The sequence below is a fragment of the Prevotella micans F0438 genome (assembly GCF_000243035.1).
Lineage (GTDB): Bacteria > Bacteroidota > Bacteroidia > Bacteroidales > Bacteroidaceae > Prevotella > Prevotella micans.
Window position 1 is genome coordinate 34,105 of the sequence record NZ_JH594521.1, and the last position, 16,359, is coordinate 50,463.

At 44.2% G+C, this 16,359-nt stretch carries 15 protein-coding genes and 1 tRNA gene; 8 read left to right on the forward strand and 8 right to left on the reverse strand.

What is annotated here, in order from left to right:
* Positions 1-467: 467 nt before the first annotated feature.
* On the reverse strand, positions 468-857 hold the full coding sequence (locus tag HMPREF9140_RS00140) for a hypothetical protein (protein ID WP_004341058.1): 390 nt from the start codon (positions 855-857) through the stop codon (positions 468-470).
* Complete coding sequence (locus HMPREF9140_RS00145) at positions 854-2,077, reverse strand: site-specific integrase (protein ID WP_004341056.1); 1,224 nt, start codon at positions 2,075-2,077, stop codon at positions 854-856. The genes HMPREF9140_RS00140 and HMPREF9140_RS00145 overlap by 4 nt, the downstream gene beginning before the upstream one ends.
* Positions 2,078-2,599: 522 nt before the next feature.
* On the opposite strand from HMPREF9140_RS00145, the gene HMPREF9140_RS00150 reads away from it, so the two are divergent.
* Positions 2,600-3,895, forward strand: a complete 1,296-nt coding sequence (locus HMPREF9140_RS00150) for a UDP-N-acetylmuramoyl-tripeptide--D-alanyl-D-alanine ligase (protein ID WP_006950865.1) — start codon at positions 2,600-2,602, stop codon at positions 3,893-3,895.
* An 85-nt stretch (positions 3,896-3,980) separates the two neighbouring features.
* Positions 3,981-4,053, forward strand: a tRNA-Pro gene (locus HMPREF9140_RS00155).
* Positions 4,054-4,767: 714 nt separating this feature from the next.
* Here the strand turns inward: HMPREF9140_RS00155 and tsf are convergent.
* The 4 genes from tsf to rplM form a co-directional block, all read right to left on the reverse strand.
* Positions 4,768-5,766, reverse strand: coding sequence for a translation elongation factor Ts (tsf, locus tag HMPREF9140_RS00160; protein WP_006950868.1), 999 nt, complete (start codon positions 5,764-5,766; stop codon positions 4,768-4,770).
* Positions 5,767-5,897: 131 nt separating this feature from the next.
* On the reverse strand, positions 5,898-6,743 hold the full coding sequence (rpsB, locus tag HMPREF9140_RS00165; protein WP_006950870.1) for a 30S ribosomal protein S2: 846 nt from the start codon (positions 6,741-6,743) through the stop codon (positions 5,898-5,900).
* A 156-nt stretch (positions 6,744-6,899) separates the two neighbouring features.
* Entirely contained in the window at positions 6,900-7,286 is a 387-nt protein-coding gene (gene rpsI, locus HMPREF9140_RS00170) for a 30S ribosomal protein S9 (protein WP_006950872.1), read from the reverse strand.
* Between the two features lie 14 nt (positions 7,287-7,300).
* Positions 7,301-7,765: a 50S ribosomal protein L13 gene (gene rplM, locus HMPREF9140_RS00175; protein WP_006950874.1), complete on the reverse strand. Its 465-nt coding sequence runs from the start codon at positions 7,763-7,765 to the stop codon at positions 7,301-7,303.
* A 341-nt stretch (positions 7,766-8,106) separates the two neighbouring features.
* Between rplM and HMPREF9140_RS00180 the strand changes: the two genes are divergently transcribed.
* From HMPREF9140_RS00180 to HMPREF9140_RS00200, 5 genes are read left to right on the forward strand one after another with little or no spacing between them, the layout of a single operon-like run.
* On the forward strand, positions 8,107-8,940 hold the full coding sequence (locus HMPREF9140_RS00180; protein WP_006950876.1) for a LicD family protein: 834 nt from the start codon (positions 8,107-8,109) through the stop codon (positions 8,938-8,940).
* Between the two features lie 17 nt (positions 8,941-8,957).
* Positions 8,958-9,674 (forward strand): IspD/TarI family cytidylyltransferase, encoded by a 717-nt coding sequence (locus HMPREF9140_RS00185; RefSeq protein ID WP_006950878.1) that lies wholly within the window; start codon positions 8,958-8,960, stop codon positions 9,672-9,674.
* A gap of 2 nt (positions 9,675-9,676) precedes the next feature.
* Positions 9,677-10,708: an NAD-dependent epimerase/dehydratase family protein gene (locus tag HMPREF9140_RS00190; RefSeq protein WP_006950880.1), complete on the forward strand. Its 1,032-nt coding sequence runs from the start codon at positions 9,677-9,679 to the stop codon at positions 10,706-10,708.
* On the forward strand, positions 10,705-11,598 hold the full coding sequence (locus tag HMPREF9140_RS00195; RefSeq protein WP_006950882.1) for a hypothetical protein: 894 nt from the start codon (positions 10,705-10,707) through the stop codon (positions 11,596-11,598). Before HMPREF9140_RS00190 ends, HMPREF9140_RS00195 begins: the two co-directional genes overlap by 4 nt.
* A complete protein-coding gene (locus HMPREF9140_RS00200; protein WP_006950883.1) occupies positions 11,598-12,467 on the forward strand; it encodes an alpha-1,2-fucosyltransferase in 870 nt (289 codons plus the stop codon). Before HMPREF9140_RS00195 ends, HMPREF9140_RS00200 begins: the two co-directional genes overlap by 1 nt.
* Before the next feature lie 99 nt (positions 12,468-12,566).
* Here the strand turns inward: HMPREF9140_RS00200 and HMPREF9140_RS00205 are convergent, their stop codons facing one another.
* Positions 12,567-13,430: a DUF6261 family protein gene (locus tag HMPREF9140_RS00205; RefSeq protein WP_006950884.1), complete on the reverse strand. Its 864-nt coding sequence runs from the start codon at positions 13,428-13,430 to the stop codon at positions 12,567-12,569.
* A gap of 734 nt (positions 13,431-14,164) precedes the next feature.
* Here HMPREF9140_RS00205 and HMPREF9140_RS00210 point away from each other — a divergent pair.
* Entirely contained in the window at positions 14,165-14,875 is a 711-nt protein-coding gene (locus HMPREF9140_RS00210) for a DNA alkylation repair protein (RefSeq protein ID WP_006950887.1), read from the forward strand.
* Between the two features lie 23 nt (positions 14,876-14,898).
* On the opposite strand, the gene radA is transcribed toward HMPREF9140_RS00210, so the two are convergent.
* Positions 14,899-16,296, reverse strand: a complete 1,398-nt coding sequence (radA, locus tag HMPREF9140_RS00215; protein ID WP_006950888.1) for a DNA repair protein RadA — start codon at positions 16,294-16,296, stop codon at positions 14,899-14,901.
* Between the last annotated feature and the right edge of the window lie 63 nt (positions 16,297-16,359).

Here is a 16,359-nt window from a genome sequence, read left to right on the forward strand (position 1 = left end):
TTTCTTGCTTAAATGGTTGATATATAGCATCGTGCAAAGTTACGGACATCGTTCGGAAAACTACTTGTGAAGAATGGCGCGGAACGGTGAAAGAAAAACGGAATGGAATAAAAACAGGGGAAAGCAGGGAGGTGCGGAGCAATAATTGAGGGGAACAGGAGGATAATTTTGCAGGATTTGTCGAGGGTTGCTGAAAAAGGGAAAATGCCTTTTTCTTTCATCGTTCGCAAGCGTCTGATGATATGTTGATGAACTTGCAATCGCTTGATATTCAATCATATTATATCAATATTCATCAATTCATCAAAATAAAAGAAGTTGTGTTCGGTATGTTTTTCTTTTCTCGGCAGTCCTATACGACTCGTCCCTAACTGTTATCCCTGCCCTTCAACCACCCAAAAAGAAAAAGGTTTATTTCCCCCATCGACACAAGGGGATAAACCTCTATAAACCTCTGTCAAGGCGTTTCAGCAGGGACTGCCTGCCCGTGCAGGAAGGAGCATGACAAACCTTTCGTGCCGTTCGTTCAGCATTGCGATGACATGCTCCCAAAGCCTTTTTGCCCTTTGCGACCTGATACGGAACGCAAGGGCTATGACCATTTCAAGGCTGTACGCATCAAGCCAGCGACCCTCCGCCACCCTGATGTTCCTCTCTGCCGTGCAGGGGTGCAGCAGTCCATCCCTGTATATCTTCTTGACCAGCGTGTGGATGGTATGTCCGAACACGCCAAACAGGTCGGCAATCTCAAACTCGCCCATCCATATTTCGCCGTTGGGTATGACGATGTTCCCGTGCTCGTCTATCGTGATTATTCGACGGGCATTGCTGCTTATGTCTTTCCCTTTCATTGTCATGCCATCTTAATATTGCCAAATGAGGCGTTGAGCTTGCTGCCGAGCATGGAGAGGTCGGTGTCGAGTTTCTCGGTGGTTATCTTCGCATAGAGTTGTGTGGTTACGATGTTCGTGTGTCCGAGTACACGGCTCACGCTCTCGATGGGCATGCCCTTGCTCAGAGCCAATGTCGCAAAGCCGTGCCTTGCGCAATGGAAGGAGATGTCCTTTGTTATCCCGCACTCGCTGATGACTTTTTTGAGCTTCTTGCAGACCGTCCAGTAGTTGATGTCCCCGAATATGGAGTTGTCCTTCTGGAACGGTCGGTATCTGTCGATGATTTGCAAGGGTATATCGAGCAGTTTCACTTGGTACGGCACCTGTGTCTTGTGCCTTTTTGCAAGTATCCACTTCTCGCCGTTCACCTCCACAATCTCATCGGTGGTGAGTTCCTTCAAGTCCACGAAGGAAAGGGCGGTGAAGGAGGCGAAGACAAACAAATCACGCACGAAGGCGGAATGGCTGTCCTTGAACTCGTGCGAAACCAGTGTCTTCAACTCGTCCTCCGTGAGGAACGCACGCTCCTTCGTGTTCGGGCTGATATGAAACTGCGCGAACGGGTTTCTCGGTATCTTGCCGTTGAAGTGCGCACGCATCACCACGCCTTTGAGCCACATGCAGTTTATCCATATCGTGGCGTTCCTGTTTCCTTTCACCGTGCTGAGGTACACGGCGAAGTCCCTGATGAAGTCGGGGGTGAGTTCCAGCATCGACATGTCGCTGCGGTTGTACTTGTGGCGGATAAACCTCGCCGTGTTGTTCCTCGCCCTGAGCATCACCTTGTATGTTCCCATGCTCCTGTCCTTACCCACACGCTTGAACAGAGAGGCGCAGTCCCTGTCGAACGCTTTCATCAGGGTGTCGTACTCGCTGCCCAGCCCCTGATAGGCGTTGCGCACCATCTCCGCCGTGACGAACGCCTCACGGTCGGAAAGACGCTGATAGTGCTTGATGATTTGCGCCTTGATGTTGTCGAGCGAGAGGTTGGTGGCGATGGCTTCCCTGCTCTTGCCTTTCGCCCTGTTGCCTTTCACATCCCACAACTCCTTTGGGATGGTGCGCTTGCAGCTGAACTGAGCCACCGTGCCGTTGATTGTAACCCGTCCCATGATGGGGACGATGCCGTCTTTCTCCTTGCTGCCGTTCACATAGAACAGCACCTTGAATGTGCTTCTTGCCATTGTCTTTTCTTTTTGGTTGCAAAATTAAACATGAAAGAGCCTAACCCTGCTATGCAAAATATAGAGCAATAGAGCAACAGCAACGGATGCACGGAAAACCGCTGTTTTTCTCCTCTTTAGCGGAGGTAATTATCCTGCTTTCGGGTAACGATTTGAAAACATTTCTGTTTCAATAATCCGCATTTTCCTGCCTCGTGGCAGGTGGCGGATTTGCTGCGATTTACACCGTATAGCCCTAATAATCAAGCCGAATTGCGTTAAACTTCCGATTTCCTGCAAATATTACAGCGATTTCTTGTAATTTTTGCAACGGAACGTTTTTTCAGGATTACAACAGTATTGCAACTAACAAAAAAGAGACTTGTCATAATGTCCTTTTTCAAAGAATATAAAAACTCAGGTTTGTAGATTAAGTTTAGTTTTTAGAAGACAGCTGTCGTGATGACAGCTGTCTTTCGCGTGTAAGAAAGACTCTGTGTGAATTGCGCTACCTTTGCATCACATAAAATAAGGAAAAACATAATGGACATTCAATCGCTCTATCAGCTTTATCTTGAACACCCCGATATCACCACCGACAGCCGCGACTGTAGGCTTGGAAGCATATTCATTGCCTTGAAAGGAGAAACATTCGACGGGAATAAATTTGCCGCCGCCGCACTCGAAAAAGGATGTCGATTTGCTGTTGTTGATGAGAAAGAATATGCCATCGACGACAGATATATTCTAGTGGACGATGCCCTCATTGCCTATAAAGAATTAGCTCGCGAACACCGCCGACAGTTCAATATTCCGATTATCGGAATTACTGGAACGAATGGCAAAACAACCACGAAAGAACTAATATCGGCCGTGCTCGCTGAGAAATATAAGGTTCATCACACAGAGGCTAATTTTAATAATGATGTAGGTGTGCCCCGCACACTGCTTGCCATTCAGCCGGAACACGAAATTGCCGTTATCGAAATGGGAGCGTCGCACATTGGCGACATCCGTAAACTCGTAGAATATGTCGAGCCCACCTGCGGTCTTATAACCAATGTCGGCCGAGCTCACCTGCAAGGATTTGGTTCGTTCGATGGGGTTAAGAAGGCAAAGGGTGAGCTTTATGATTATCTGAAATCCAATAATGCATTGCTCTTCCTGAACGAAGATGATTCTGATTTGGTTGAAATGGCCACTCACCGAGGATTTGAACGCATCATTACCTACGGACAAGACGAAACCGCCATCACACAGGGTGAGATTGTTGAATGTGCTCCGTTCCTCACATTCCGCTGGCGCGAACCAGGCTCCGAGTGGAAAGTAGTTAAGTCACATCTAGTAGGCGCATATAATCTCGATAATATGCTTGCTGCAATATCTGTGGGGCAGCACTTCAATCTCTCGAATTTGCAGATATGTCATGCTCTGGAGAATTATATGCCCAGTAACAATCGTTCGCAGCTAACCGAGACCCCGTATAACAAACTAATTGTCGATACTTACAATGCTAATCCCTCTAGTATGGCTGCTGCAATTGAAAACTTCTGCCAAATGAAGGTCGAAAATAAAATGGCCATTCTCGGCGATATGCGAGAACTGGGAGACGCTTCGGAAGTTGAACATCAAAAAGTTGTAGACCAACTGGCCTCGACAGGTATTGAAAACGTTTGGCTCGTTGGTGAGAATTTCTCACAAACCAAAACAGCTTTTCGCAAATTCAATGACGTCGAACAGGTGAAAGTAGCCCTCAAGCAACAACGCCCGACTGGACATTACATTTTGCTTAAAGGCAGTAATGGTGTCCGTTTATTCGAACTACCGCCACTTCTCTAGTGTAGAAAGGCCTTGCGAGAGTTATTCACGGTAAAGTTTCAGATGTGTTTTATTTTTTATTTACCTTTGCAAGCACAAGACCAATCGGGATGTAGCGCAGTTGGTAGCGCACTACGTTCGGGACGTAGGGGTCGCCAGTTCGAGTCCGGTCATCCCGACAATTATAAAGAAAATGGAGGCTGATTATCAGCCTCCATTTTCTTTATGCGAGTTAGAAGTTCCCATTAGGCTATCGGCCGTCTGTCCCTACAGGCAGGCATTTCGCCCGAGTTAGCACCCATGTTTATCATTCATAGTACCTCTGAGGATTAAGCGGATTCTTAAACCGAACTCACATATTTCTTTGAGCATGCGAAAGAGATTGATGAAATAGAAATTCTCTTTTCAATAAACGAAAGTTAAGAACCACGAACCTAGTTTTTGACCATTAATCTGAATATTTAAGAACCCGATGACCGTTTTGCACCGCCTCGGACGAATTTTCATTAAAACGGTGACCGGGAAAACGTGCCTGGAAAATTTTTGTGCGAACCCGATGTACGTTTTTTGTCGCCTGCGATTTTTTTGATTCAATACGGTCACCGTTTTTTGTTCCCCGAAACTCGGGCACGTTTTCCCGGTGACCGTTTTTGCTTCCCTGAGTTTCAGGCGCGATTTTTCGATGACCGTTTTCTCACCTCCCTAAGAAATTTTGAGCCAACCCGATGGTCGTTTTTGTCAATCTAGGATGAATTCTTATTAACCCGATGGCCGGGTAATCGTGTCTGGAAAAATTCCTTTTGTTGGCCGACTGCATTTTCAGTCAAAAAAAGCAGGTTAGTCATAATAGACTAACCTGCTAAACAACATAATTTATGACTATTACTTTTTCTTTATTCGGCTGCGAGTGTGAAGCGTTTGTAGGCAATGACCTTGAGATCCTTGCTTTGCTGTTTGAGCCACTCGGCAACGCTTAGTTTATCGCCGTCGCCGAACTGGAACTCCTGGTCGACCAAACAATTCTCTTTGAAGAATTTGTTGAGACGGCCTTTGGCAATGTTCTGAATCATGTCTTCGTTCAGATTGTTTGCCTTTTCTGGGCCAACTGTGTTGCGAATTTCGATGGCCTTGTCAGCCTCTTCACGGGTGAGCCAGCCTTTTGTAATGTTCGATTCGATGTGGTCGTCGCTGTCTACCAAATTCGGGTTGATACCTGCCTTTTTGATTGCGGCTGCAACAGCTTTCTCAACTTGTTCTTCTTTGGTTTTTTGAACGGCAACCTTGAACTCCTCGTCCTTAATAGCTTGCGAAACAGATGCCTCGTCGAGGGCTACAGGTTTCATAGCGGCCACCTGCATGGCAATTTTGTGTCCGGCCTCGTCGTTATTCTCGTTGAGCTGAACGATTGTTGCGAGGGTGTGACGGTTCATGTGGTCGTAGACCGAAAGATTGCTTCCTTCTATGAAGTTGTATCCGTCTATTTCCATCTTCTCGCCAGTTATTCCCGAGCGGTGCTGAACGGCAGTTGCTGCGTCGTCGCCACTGGCCAATTTGAGGGCTTTCACTTCATCGAGACTCTTGCAGCGTGCAGCTACGGCTGCGTCCAGAATTTCTTGCACGAGGGCTACGAAATCCTTACCGGCTGCCACAAAGTCGGTCTCGCATTTCACGGCAACCATGGCGGCGAATCCGTCGACGGTTTTCACTAGCACGCATCCATTCGATGTTTCGCGGTCCGAGCGTTTCGCTGCAATGGCCAGTCCTCTTTCGCGTAGTATCTCTTTTGCCTTATCAAAATCGCCCTCGGCTTCAGTTAGAGCTTTTTTTACGTCTGCCAATCCGGCGCCAGTCATGGTACGTAGTTTCTTGATATCTTCAATTGATATTGCCATTTTCTATTTCCTTTCGTTTTGTGTTTTAATAAAAATGAAAGCATTGATGAGCGTTTATGGGAAACAAACCTTTCAAGGAATTTCTCCCAGAGCACTCACCAATGCTCGACCTTAATGATGATTTGTTTTGTTTATTCTGCAGCTGGAGCTGTCTCTTCCGTTGCAGGTTCTACTTTTGGAGTTTCTGCCTTCTTAGCCGAAGTTCTGTCCTTGCGAGCTGCGCGGCGAGGTTTTGCTTCGCTGGCTTCTTCCTTCTGTTCGGCTGAGGCTTTCTCGTCGGCCTTTTCAACTTTGCGTTCTTCCAAGCCTTCAGCTATAGCAGAGCAGCAGGCGGCGAGAATCACTTCAACGGAGTCTCTTGCGTCGTCGTTGGCTGGGATAACGAAATCAATATTTTTCGGTTCGGAGTTGGTATCCACGATTCCAAATACAGGAATGCCTAAACGATTTGCTTCTTTCACTGCAATGTGCTCTTTCATCACGTCGACAACGAAGAGTGCTGAGGGCAGACGGGTGAGGTCTACGATAGAACCCAGATTCTTTTCGAGCTTGGCGCGCTGACGAGAAATCTGCAATAATTCGCGCTTGGATAGATTAGAATATGTTCCATCGCTCAATAATTTGTCGATGTTCGTCATTTTTTTCACAGCCTTACGGATGGTTGGGAAGTTTGTCAGCATCCCGCCGGCCCAACGTTCGTTTACGTATGGCATATTCACAGATTCAGCCTTTTCGGCAACGATGTCCTTGGCCTGTTTTTTAGTAGCGACGAACAGAATCTTCTTTCCGCTGCGTGCAATACCTTTCAGAGCTTCGGCAGCTTCATCGATTTTTGCTACAGTTTTGTGAAGATCGATAATGTGGATTCCGTTGCGCTCCATGAATATATAAGGAGCCATTGCTGGATTCCATTTACGGTGCAGGTGTCCGAAATGACATCCTGCTTGGAGTAGTTGGTCAAAACTTGTTCTTGACATTTTCTTTTCTTGATTTGTTGTTTACTTTCTTTTTAATTCTTTGATTGGCGGAATATGTCCGCTGGATTTTGTTAGAATCAATCGGAGAGTAGTCCACCCGATAAAAGGAGTCTCTCCGATTTAGATGCTAAACTTGTGGTGTCTTTCTTCCAATGATTAACGCTTACTGAACTGGAAGTGAGCACGTGCCTTAGGTTGTCCTGGCTTCTTACGTTCAACGACGCGACTGTCGCGTGTGAGGAATCCGTGATCTTTCAAGTTCTTCTTGTCGTCAGCGTTGACTTTCACCAAAGCGCGAGCAATTGCAAGTCTGAGTGCTTGGCTCTGACCTGTGAAACCGCCCCCATAGAGGTTGGCTTTAATGTCGTATTGGCCTTCAACTCCGAGCAACTGCAGGGGCTGCTTCACAACATACTGCAGAATAGCTGATGGGAAGAATTCTGTTAAGTCTTTCTTATTGATTATAATCTTTCCCGTACCTTCTTTCATGTAAATACGAGCTACGGCGCTCTTGCGGCGTCCGATTGTATTGATTACTTCCATCTTTATAACCTAAATTATTTATACTGGTTTATATCAATTACCTTGGGCTTCTGGGCTTCAAGTCCATTCAACTCGGCACCTTCGATTATGTGCAGATTGTTCATCAATGAACGACCCAGAATTCCTTTTGGAAGCATGCCCTTAATGGCATGACGAATAATTTTATCTATTCCGTTAGGTGATTTTCTCAGACGTGCAGGAGTATTGAAACGTTGACCGCCTGGATAGCCGGTATAGCGGGTGTAGATTTTATCGGTTTCCTTTTTGCCGGAGAACACGACTTTAGCCGCATTGACGATGATTACGTTATCGCCGCAATCAACGTGTGGTGTGAAGTTTGGCTTATACTTTCCACGCAACAACTTGGCAACTTTTGAACTGAGACGACCCACAATCTGGTCAGTGGCGTCAACAATAACCCACTCTTTCTTAGCTGTTTCCTTGTTGGCGGAAATAGTCTTATAACTTAAAGTGTCCATTCTGTGAAATTAAATTTTACTACTAAAAAACGTTTTCTAATTCTTTTGCTCATACGATTCACTAACCATGTTGCTCGGCCAAAAGCATGACACTATTAACACGTATGTGCCAAGGGCTCTAAGACTGCCCTCAATAATAATCGGTGCGCAAAAGTACACATTTAGGAAACTTTTGGAAATACTACCTTAAAAGCTAATTAGTCTTTTACGTAATATTAACGTGTTCTATATGCAAGAAAAATGGAAGTAAGAAATGCCGTAAGTGGTAACAAGGATAATATCTGGCATTCTGATAAGAATCTTTAGTGCTACTTTTGCAGACATTAAAGAAAGATGGGGAAATGACCAAAATTTTCAACACGGGCGAGACATCAGAGAGCTTGAGGGCCGAATATAACCCCGATGGTGGAACATTGCGGCGGGCACAGTTACGCATGCTCGAAATGGCCATCTATCTACAAGAAACTGCAAAGAAAATCGGTGTGCCGTGTCGACTAGATGGAGGGAATGTATTGGGCGCATTGAGACATGGAGGCTTCATTCCATGGGATGATGATATCGATATGGTGGTTGAAAGGAAGTATTTCAAGCAGCTTTGTGATTATCTCAAGGCGCATCCGCATGAGCAATTTGTGTTACAAGATAATTCCACCGACCCAGGCTTTTATAAGGAATGGGCATGTCTGCGCGATTTGAAAAGCGAGAATCTTAGTCATGATATCGAAAATAGCGCCGACCGTAGGATGCATGAGGCACAACGATTTCGTGGATTGCATGTTGACATCTTTCCTTATGAAGGCAAAATGATTCCGTGGTTGCAGCATTTCGCGGCCAAGCTATCGGTGAATGTGAATCTGAAGTTCGCAGGTCGGTTTCCGCGTTTGGCGCAGGCGGCCTACAACATTCTGCATTACGTAGTCTTCCCTGTGTTTCGCAGCATAGGTAAACTTTTCGGCAATCCGGAGCTGTATATGCATTCTTACGGTGCGTGGTTTTACGAGCAAAATCCACGGCGATGTATGATTCCACATAAGGATATTGTCTTTGAAGGTTATACGTTTGAAGGACCGGCTGATGCCGACGAGCTTTGCCGTATTGCCTACGGAAATTACATGGAATTGCCACCTCGCGACAAGCGCGACAGGCATAAAGTCGATGTGATGTTTTACGATTAATATATAAACCAAGGAAAATGAATATAGCTGTCATCTTCGCAGGCGGTTCGGGGCTTCGCATGCACACCAAATCGCGTCCGAAACAATTTCTAGATCTCAATGGTAAGCCAATTATCATTTACACACTCGAGTTGTTCGACAACCATCCTCAAATTGACGCCATAGTCGTTGCTTGCATCGAAAATTGGATTCCGTTTCTGGAGAAACAACTCCGTAAGTTTGAAATTACTAAAGTGATAAAGGTTGTCCCGGGTGGAGAAACCGGTCAGCAATCTATTTACAATGCCCTATGCGCTGCTGAGAATGCCGGCACAGATGATTCCATCGTACTAATTCACGACGGAGTTCGTCCCCTCATAACCGAACAGACCATAACAGACAATATTAATAAGGTAAAACAATCGGGAAGCTGCATAACCTGTATTCCGGCCACGGAAACACTGGTAGTGAGGCAGACCGATGGCTCTTTAGAGATTCCGTCGCGTGCAGATTCGCTAATTGCTCGCGCTCCGCAAAGCTTTTTTTTGAAAGATATAATAGCCGCGCACAGGCGAGCATTGGCAGAAGGACGTAATGACTTTATTGATTCATGTACGATGATGAGTCAATACGGCTACAAACTAGGTACAATCATAGGGCCGATGGAGAATATAAAGATAACCACGCCAACCGATTTCTTTGTGCTACGCGCAATGATGAAGGTGCACGAAGACCAGCAGATATTCGGACTCTAAGCATGAACAAAATTCTTAATGAAGACATCCGTTTATTCGCCGAACGATTCAGTCTCGCCGAGCGATTACGCGGATGCACAGTTGCTGTGACCGGTGCCACCGGGTTGCTCGGCTCCTGCATGGTGCGTTGTTTGCTGGCGTTGAACATCGAGCATAATTTAGGATTGAGAGTTTTAGCTGTGGTGCGTAGTCTGCAGAAAGCGCAACAGATGTTTGGAGATGAGAACGACAATTTAATCTTCCATATGTATGATTTTTCTGCCGATGCCCCCTTTTCCCCAACTGAAACGATTGACTATCTCATTCATTTTGCCTCTCCGACGGCATCAAAATATTTCGTCGAACACCCTGTTGAGACAATGAACACGGTTTACAACAGCTCGCGTGAGGTGTTGGAATATGCTCGGCAATGCAATCTCCAATCGATTCTACTTGCGTCCACGCTTGAAGTTTACGGAACGATTACCGACGATACCCATCCTCTCAAGGAGAACACCATGGGCGACCTCAATCCGATGGAAACGCGCAGTAGTTATCCGATGGCGAAGAGGGCAGCCGAAGCTCTGTTTCACAACTACGCAGTTCAATACGGTATCTCCGCAAAGGTTGCTCGCCTTGCCCAGACCTTTGGGGCCGGCGTCGATAGCACCGACAACCGAGTATTCGCCCAATTTGCTCGAAGCATCATTGCCGGAAACGACATTATTTTACACACCGAGGGCAATCTTGCCCGATGCTATTGCTACACAACCGACGCCGTATCGGCAATGCTATTCATTCTACTAAGGGGCGAGTCAGGCGAAGCCTATAATATAGCAAATCCAGAAACCTACATCTCTATTCGAAGCATGGCCGAACTTCTTGTTCGCACTTTCAACCCGAAATTGAACGTCAGAATCGAGTTAAAAGAAGGTCAAGGATATTCGCCGACAACCAAACTTCGCCTCGACACCACCCGAATCGAGTCTTTAGGATGGCGTCCTAACCACAACTTGCACTCAATGTTCGAACGACTCATCGAAAGCCTCCTATGAACATCTTTCAAAGACTACGCGAAACACTTTTTCGCGTCTACAATCGGCCCTCGCTCGGCCGTTGGGAACACGCGCCCCATCTCGAACGCCCCATCTACGGGGTGTACCACATCATGCTTGGCCACGGTTGGCAATCGCTCGCCCAAGCCCAATTCCGTTCGCTAAAAAGCAGCGGACTCCTCGATGCATCCAACAAGCTTTTTGTGAGTTGTATAACAACCGAACATGGCAATGAGCAAGATTTGAAGGCTGTGCTCAACAGTCAGAAAGTCGAAATAATCTCCAGCACCGGCAACCAGAAGCGTTATGAGTACCCCGCACTAGAGTTCATCAAGCAACTTTGTGATTCGGAAGACTGTTTCGTTTACTATTTTCACTCGAAAGGCATATCCTATCAGGCAATCGATTCCAGCGACAGACTATTCCGTTCATTCTGTCGAAAAATCGTAGCATGGCGTGAGATGCTGGAGTACTTTATTTTCAATAAATGGCACGTGGCCGTGAATGTGCTGGCAACCGAATACGATACTTACAGTGCATACCGATGGCCGCCCAGGAATTACACAATGTATTCGGGAAACTTCTGGTGGGCAACCGCCGAGCATATTCGCCGTTTGCCAGCTTTCAACACCTCCGTTATTGAGTCAAACAGGTTCTACTCCGAGGTTTGGCTATTTGAAAAGCAACACAGGCAGTTCTCTGCATTCGATACAATTGCCGATCTTTATTTCGTTCGGCTTCCCCGGTCGATATACGCAGGTGCGCGTACCAGGCTAATCGACGCAATAACCTTTGTTGTAACCTACAACTGGCGTAAGTTTCAAAAGCACGCACTTAATATCAACTACAAACAACGATGTCAAAAACGTTTCCAACAACTTAAAGACTAATGGACGTAATAGTAATTTTCAACGGACTCGGCAACCAAATGTCGCAATATGCCTTCTATCTGGAAAAGAGACTCCGAAACAGGCAAACAACATATTTCGTTCTAAATCCTCGGTCAACGTATGAACTCGAGCGATTATTCGGGATTCCTTATCGGTCAAATCTTATGTGCCGAATGATATACAAATTGCTCGACAAGGCATATTTCTCAAATCACATTCGACTCAAAAAGATTCTCCGAACGGCTCTCAACGCTGTTGGAATCAGGCTAATAGTCGAACCAATCACTCGCAACTACAGTCTTTCCAATTTCACGCATCACCCTGGTCTAACTTTCTACCGTGGTGGATGGCATTCCGAGCTTAACTTTACGTCGGTAGTTACAGAGCTGCGACGCAAATTTATTTTCCCACCCTCGGACGATGAGGAGTTTAAACGCATATCTGCTCTTATAATACGAACACAAAGCATTTCGCTACACATTAGGCGCGGAGACTATCTGGACTACAGCGAATACCAAGGCGTTTGTACAGAAGAATATTATGAACGGGCAATTGAATATATACGTTCGCATGTCGAGAATCCTGTATTTTTTGTTTTCTCAGACGACAAAGAATATGCAATCAATAAATTTTCTGGCGACGACTCTTTCCGAATAGTCGACTTTAATACTGGTGAAAACTCATGGCGCGACATGCAACTAATGTCTTTATGTAGGCATCACATTCTTGCAAACAGCACTTTTAGTTGGTGGGGAGCATGGCTCGACTCTGCACCTGAAAAAATAGTTTTACATCCAATCTACCACATGCGCGATGTTCCGACGCGCGATTTTTATCCACACAACTGGATTGGAATTTCAGGCGAATAATTATCACGATAATAACATGCCGTACAGGTGTTTTTCTTTGTTATAACCATAATGGCCAAACGACATTTGTCGTTGGCCATTATGGTTATAATTGAATTTTTAAGCTTTGTCTTCTCCCGGGTCTTCTTCTCTTCCAGGCTTAGGAGTTTTATCAGGGTCGGTATCTTTATTATCTTTCTCATTCTTTTTCCCACCCTTCTTTTTCTCCTCTTCTTTCTTTTTATCTCTCGCATTTTTACGCTGACTGGCCCCTTGTTTATATATAGTTGCAGTCTCGTAAATAGCTTGATTTATATTATCAATTAAAGTTGATATAATATTCCTGTCTGCATCACTTGCAACAATATATGCTGTTTCAATGTGAGTAAGAATAGAATTGGTGAAATCATCGGCTTGCTTACGAATAGTCTTACTATTCGGCAAATTGTCTGATGCAATGGTGTTAGCACGCTCAACACGAATTGTTTTGAATTCTTGATTTAGATGCTCAAGCATTACTATATGTGTATTTACTCCTATAGTCGACGCATCGCTAAATGGTTCAGGCTTCATTAGGTCTACAACCAATCCATCGATATGCGAAGTCTGCTCGGAGATATTCTCATATTGTAAACCTTTATATGCTTTAACTATCGGGAATAATCTTTGACCTGCTTCAGCTCTTTCTTTTATAGGAGAAAGTCTTGCACTCCTTATTTCAGAGAATAAAGAAGTAATTACTTTTCCTCTCTCATAATGTTTCTTTCTCAATCTGATAGTTGTTTCCGAATCAGAAACAACACGTGCAAGGTCTTGTTCAATATCTATAACCTTTTTCCATGCAATAAGGTCGTCAGCTTCAAGTAGAATTTTTTCTGGAGGCATTTTAGATATTAATGCATAGAGTCGTGATTGCATGTCGGCATGTAGTCCGAGCGTTAGTCGGTTACTACGAGTCTCTTCGATTTTTTTTATCGGCTTCATAATCAATTATTTTAAGTTATTAATTCTATTATCTATTTCAGAGGCAGACTTAATGTATATCTGATATTGGCAAAAGTAATAAAAAAATAATTTATCAATACTCTTCGATTAATTTTTTTTCGAGCATAATGAGTGCGATATATTTCTCAACAACTATTTTCTAGTTTTTTTGTACCTCAAGTCATATAATAAATGGTATTCTGATGTATGTTTTTAATTTGGAATAAATTATTGATGATAAAACTAATGTGTGTTTTAACTCATATAAACTACTTGATATAAAAACATACATATGTTTTTGACTACAGAGGCTCTTTGAATACAAAACAAACATGTGTTTTAGTTCAAAGAGTCTCTGTAATGTTAAATCGCATGTATGTTTTATAATCAAAGAGGCTCTTGAATCTTAAAACATATGTATGTTTTATAATCGCAGAGTCTATTTGAATTAAATCATACCTTTGTTTAGTATCTATAGAGTCTCTTTGATTGTAAAACATACGTATGTTTTATAATTAAAGATACTCATTGGTTAAAAACTCATGTGTGTTTATCGTTTCAAGAGTCTCGTCGATTAATAAACACATGTATGTTTAGTAGCAAATATATTTTTTATAATTAAACCATATATATGTTTTATGTTCGTATCTAATCTTCGATTAGAAAACATACATATGGTTATCGACTAAAATTATTTATCTTTGCATATAATGACTAATACTTATATGTTATAAATGGATAGACTAATAAACATAATCATCGATGAATTACGGTTGTTATCAACCGATGAAAAACGGAATATATTGCCACGGTTCTTTAAAACCAGTAAAGGTGAATATGGCGAGGGAGATAAGTTTCTGGGAGTTTCTGTGCCAGATGTTCGTAAAGTAGCTAAGAATCATAAAAATGCTACGATAAACGAACTTACCGAAATGATGCAATCAGAGTGGCACGAGGCTAGATTATGTTCGCTTCTTATAATGGTCGAACAATTTAAGAAGACCGATGATGAAGGCAAGAAAAATATTGTAGATTTCTATCTATCAGTCACAAATAGAATTAATAACTGGGATTTGGTAGATTTGTCATGCCCGGCTATTATAGGAGAATATTTGCTAAATCGCTCGCATGACTTATTGTACAGGCTTGCAGAAAGTAGTTTGTTGTGGGAAAATAGAATTGCAATCGTGTCGACAATCATATTCATTCGTCAAGGACAACTGGACGACACGTTTAATCTTTCAACAAAAATGATGAATCATCCACATGACCTTATGCATAAAGCAATTGGATGGATGCTCCGCGAGGCTGGTAAACGCGATGAATCCAGGCTATACAATTACGTTAAAACATACCGTCTGGAAATGCCTAGAACAATGCTTCGGTATGCTATCGAAAAGTTCGATAGAAATGTTAGAACCGAATTGATGAAGCGCGATATATAACGCGAATATCTGCGGCGTAAAAATCAGCCGAAAAGGGCCCGTAATGCCTCTTCGACTTTGCGCACTGGATGTAGTTCTATATTGAATTTATGGGTTAATCCTTGAATATTGTATTTGGGGATAATAATGTGACCGAATCCGAGCTTTTCGGCTTCGGCAATTCGTTGTTCGATACGATTCACTGGACGAACTTCACCGCTCAAACCAACCTCGCCGCACAAGCACCAACCTTTTTCGATTGGTGTGTCGACGTTCGACGATAATATGGAAGCAATAACGCTAAGGTCCATTGCCATGTCGGTGACACGCAATCCGCCTGCTATATTGATAAAAACATCTTTCTGCATAATCTTAAATCCAACACGCTTCTCAAGCACAGCCAAAAGCATGTTAAGCCGTTTTTGGTCGAATCCTGTTGCAGTGCGTTGCGGCGTACCGTAGGCTGCCGATGATACTAGAGCCTGGGTTTCTACAAGAAACGGACGGACACCCTCAATGGCGCTCGAAATCGCAACGCCTGACAAACCGTCATGCGAATCGGTGAGCAGAAGTTCCGATGGGTTCTCAACTTGCCGAAGACCAGTTTGAACCATCTCATATATACCAAGCTCGGATGTCGAGCCAAACCTGTTTTTGATACTTCTAAGAATTCTGTACATATAATGCTGGTCGCCCTCGAACTGGATAACAGTGTCAACGATGTGTTCAAGAATCTTTGGACCTGCGATGCTTCCCTCCTTGTTTATATGACCAATCAATACAACCGGAACGCCACTCGTTTTGGCAAAACGAAGCAAGGCTGCAGCACATTCGCGAACCTGAACAATGCTTCCAGGGCTGCTTGCAACCTCGTCGGTAGCTATTGTCTGTATGGAGTCGATAACAACAAGTTCTGGCTGCACTTCCCGAATATGATTGAATATCTGTTCGAGCGACGTTTCAGATAGGATTTCTATCTGCGAAGGGATGTCGTTGGTTATTCGCTCGGCTCGCATCTTTATTTGATGCGGACTTTCTTCGCCGCTGACATATAAAACCTTTAATTGAAGGTTGAGAATCGTTTGGAGAGTGAGCGTACTCTTTCCAATGCCCGGTTCACCGCCTAAGAGAACGATGCTGCCTGGCACTAGCCCACCGCCGAGAACTCTGTTCAGCTCTGAATCGTGCATGTCGATTCGTGGATCGTCCTGCGCCGATATTTCCCGGAGCATCTGAGGTTTGTTCTCGTTGTGTGCCGCCATTCGCCTGCTCGATAAGCCCGCTAGCTGCGCTGCATTTCTGGCCCCCGAAGTGGCATCGGATGCCGATATTTTTATTTCCTTGAATGAATTCCACTCGCCGCAGCTCGGACATTTTCCAATCCACTTTACACTTTCCTGTCCGCAATTGCTACATACGTATGCTATCTTGTCTTTTGCCATGACTGAATAAAATTTTTTGTTGAAACATCGATTAAAAAGTACCGGGCCCATGCAACAATAGAT

Excerpts from the sequence above, each read along its gene's own strand:
- HMPREF9140_RS00140 (WP_004341058.1), bottom strand. The coding sequence starts at position 857 with ATGACAATGAAAGGGAAAGACATAAGCAGCAATGCCCGTCGAATAATC.
- HMPREF9140_RS00145 (WP_004341056.1), bottom strand. The coding sequence starts at position 2,077 with ATGGCAAGAAGCACATTCAAGGTGCTGTTCTATGTGAACGGCAGCAAG.
- HMPREF9140_RS00150 (WP_006950865.1), top strand. The coding sequence starts at position 2,600 with ATGGACATTCAATCGCTCTATCAGCTTTATCTTGAACACCCCGATATC.
- tsf (WP_006950868.1), bottom strand. The coding sequence starts at position 5,766 with ATGGCAATATCAATTGAAGATATCAAGAAACTACGTACCATGACTGGC.
- rpsB (WP_006950870.1), bottom strand. The coding sequence starts at position 6,743 with ATGTCAAGAACAAGTTTTGACCAACTACTCCAAGCAGGATGTCATTTC.
- rpsI (WP_006950872.1), bottom strand. The coding sequence starts at position 7,286 with ATGGAAGTAATCAATACAATCGGACGCCGCAAGAGCGCCGTAGCTCGT.
- rplM (WP_006950874.1), bottom strand. The coding sequence starts at position 7,765 with ATGGACACTTTAAGTTATAAGACTATTTCCGCCAACAAGGAAACAGCT.
- HMPREF9140_RS00180 (WP_006950876.1), top strand. The coding sequence starts at position 8,107 with ATGACCAAAATTTTCAACACGGGCGAGACATCAGAGAGCTTGAGGGCC.
- HMPREF9140_RS00185 (WP_006950878.1), top strand. The coding sequence starts at position 8,958 with ATGAATATAGCTGTCATCTTCGCAGGCGGTTCGGGGCTTCGCATGCAC.
- HMPREF9140_RS00190 (WP_006950880.1), top strand. The coding sequence starts at position 9,677 with ATGAACAAAATTCTTAATGAAGACATCCGTTTATTCGCCGAACGATTC.
- HMPREF9140_RS00195 (WP_006950882.1), top strand. The coding sequence starts at position 10,705 with ATGAACATCTTTCAAAGACTACGCGAAACACTTTTTCGCGTCTACAAT.
- HMPREF9140_RS00200 (WP_006950883.1), top strand. The coding sequence starts at position 11,598 with ATGGACGTAATAGTAATTTTCAACGGACTCGGCAACCAAATGTCGCAA.
- HMPREF9140_RS00205 (WP_006950884.1), bottom strand. The coding sequence starts at position 13,430 with ATGAAGCCGATAAAAAAAATCGAAGAGACTCGTAGTAACCGACTAACG.
- HMPREF9140_RS00210 (WP_006950887.1), top strand. The coding sequence starts at position 14,165 with ATGGATAGACTAATAAACATAATCATCGATGAATTACGGTTGTTATCA.
- radA (WP_006950888.1), bottom strand. The coding sequence starts at position 16,296 with ATGGCAAAAGACAAGATAGCATACGTATGTAGCAATTGCGGACAGGAA.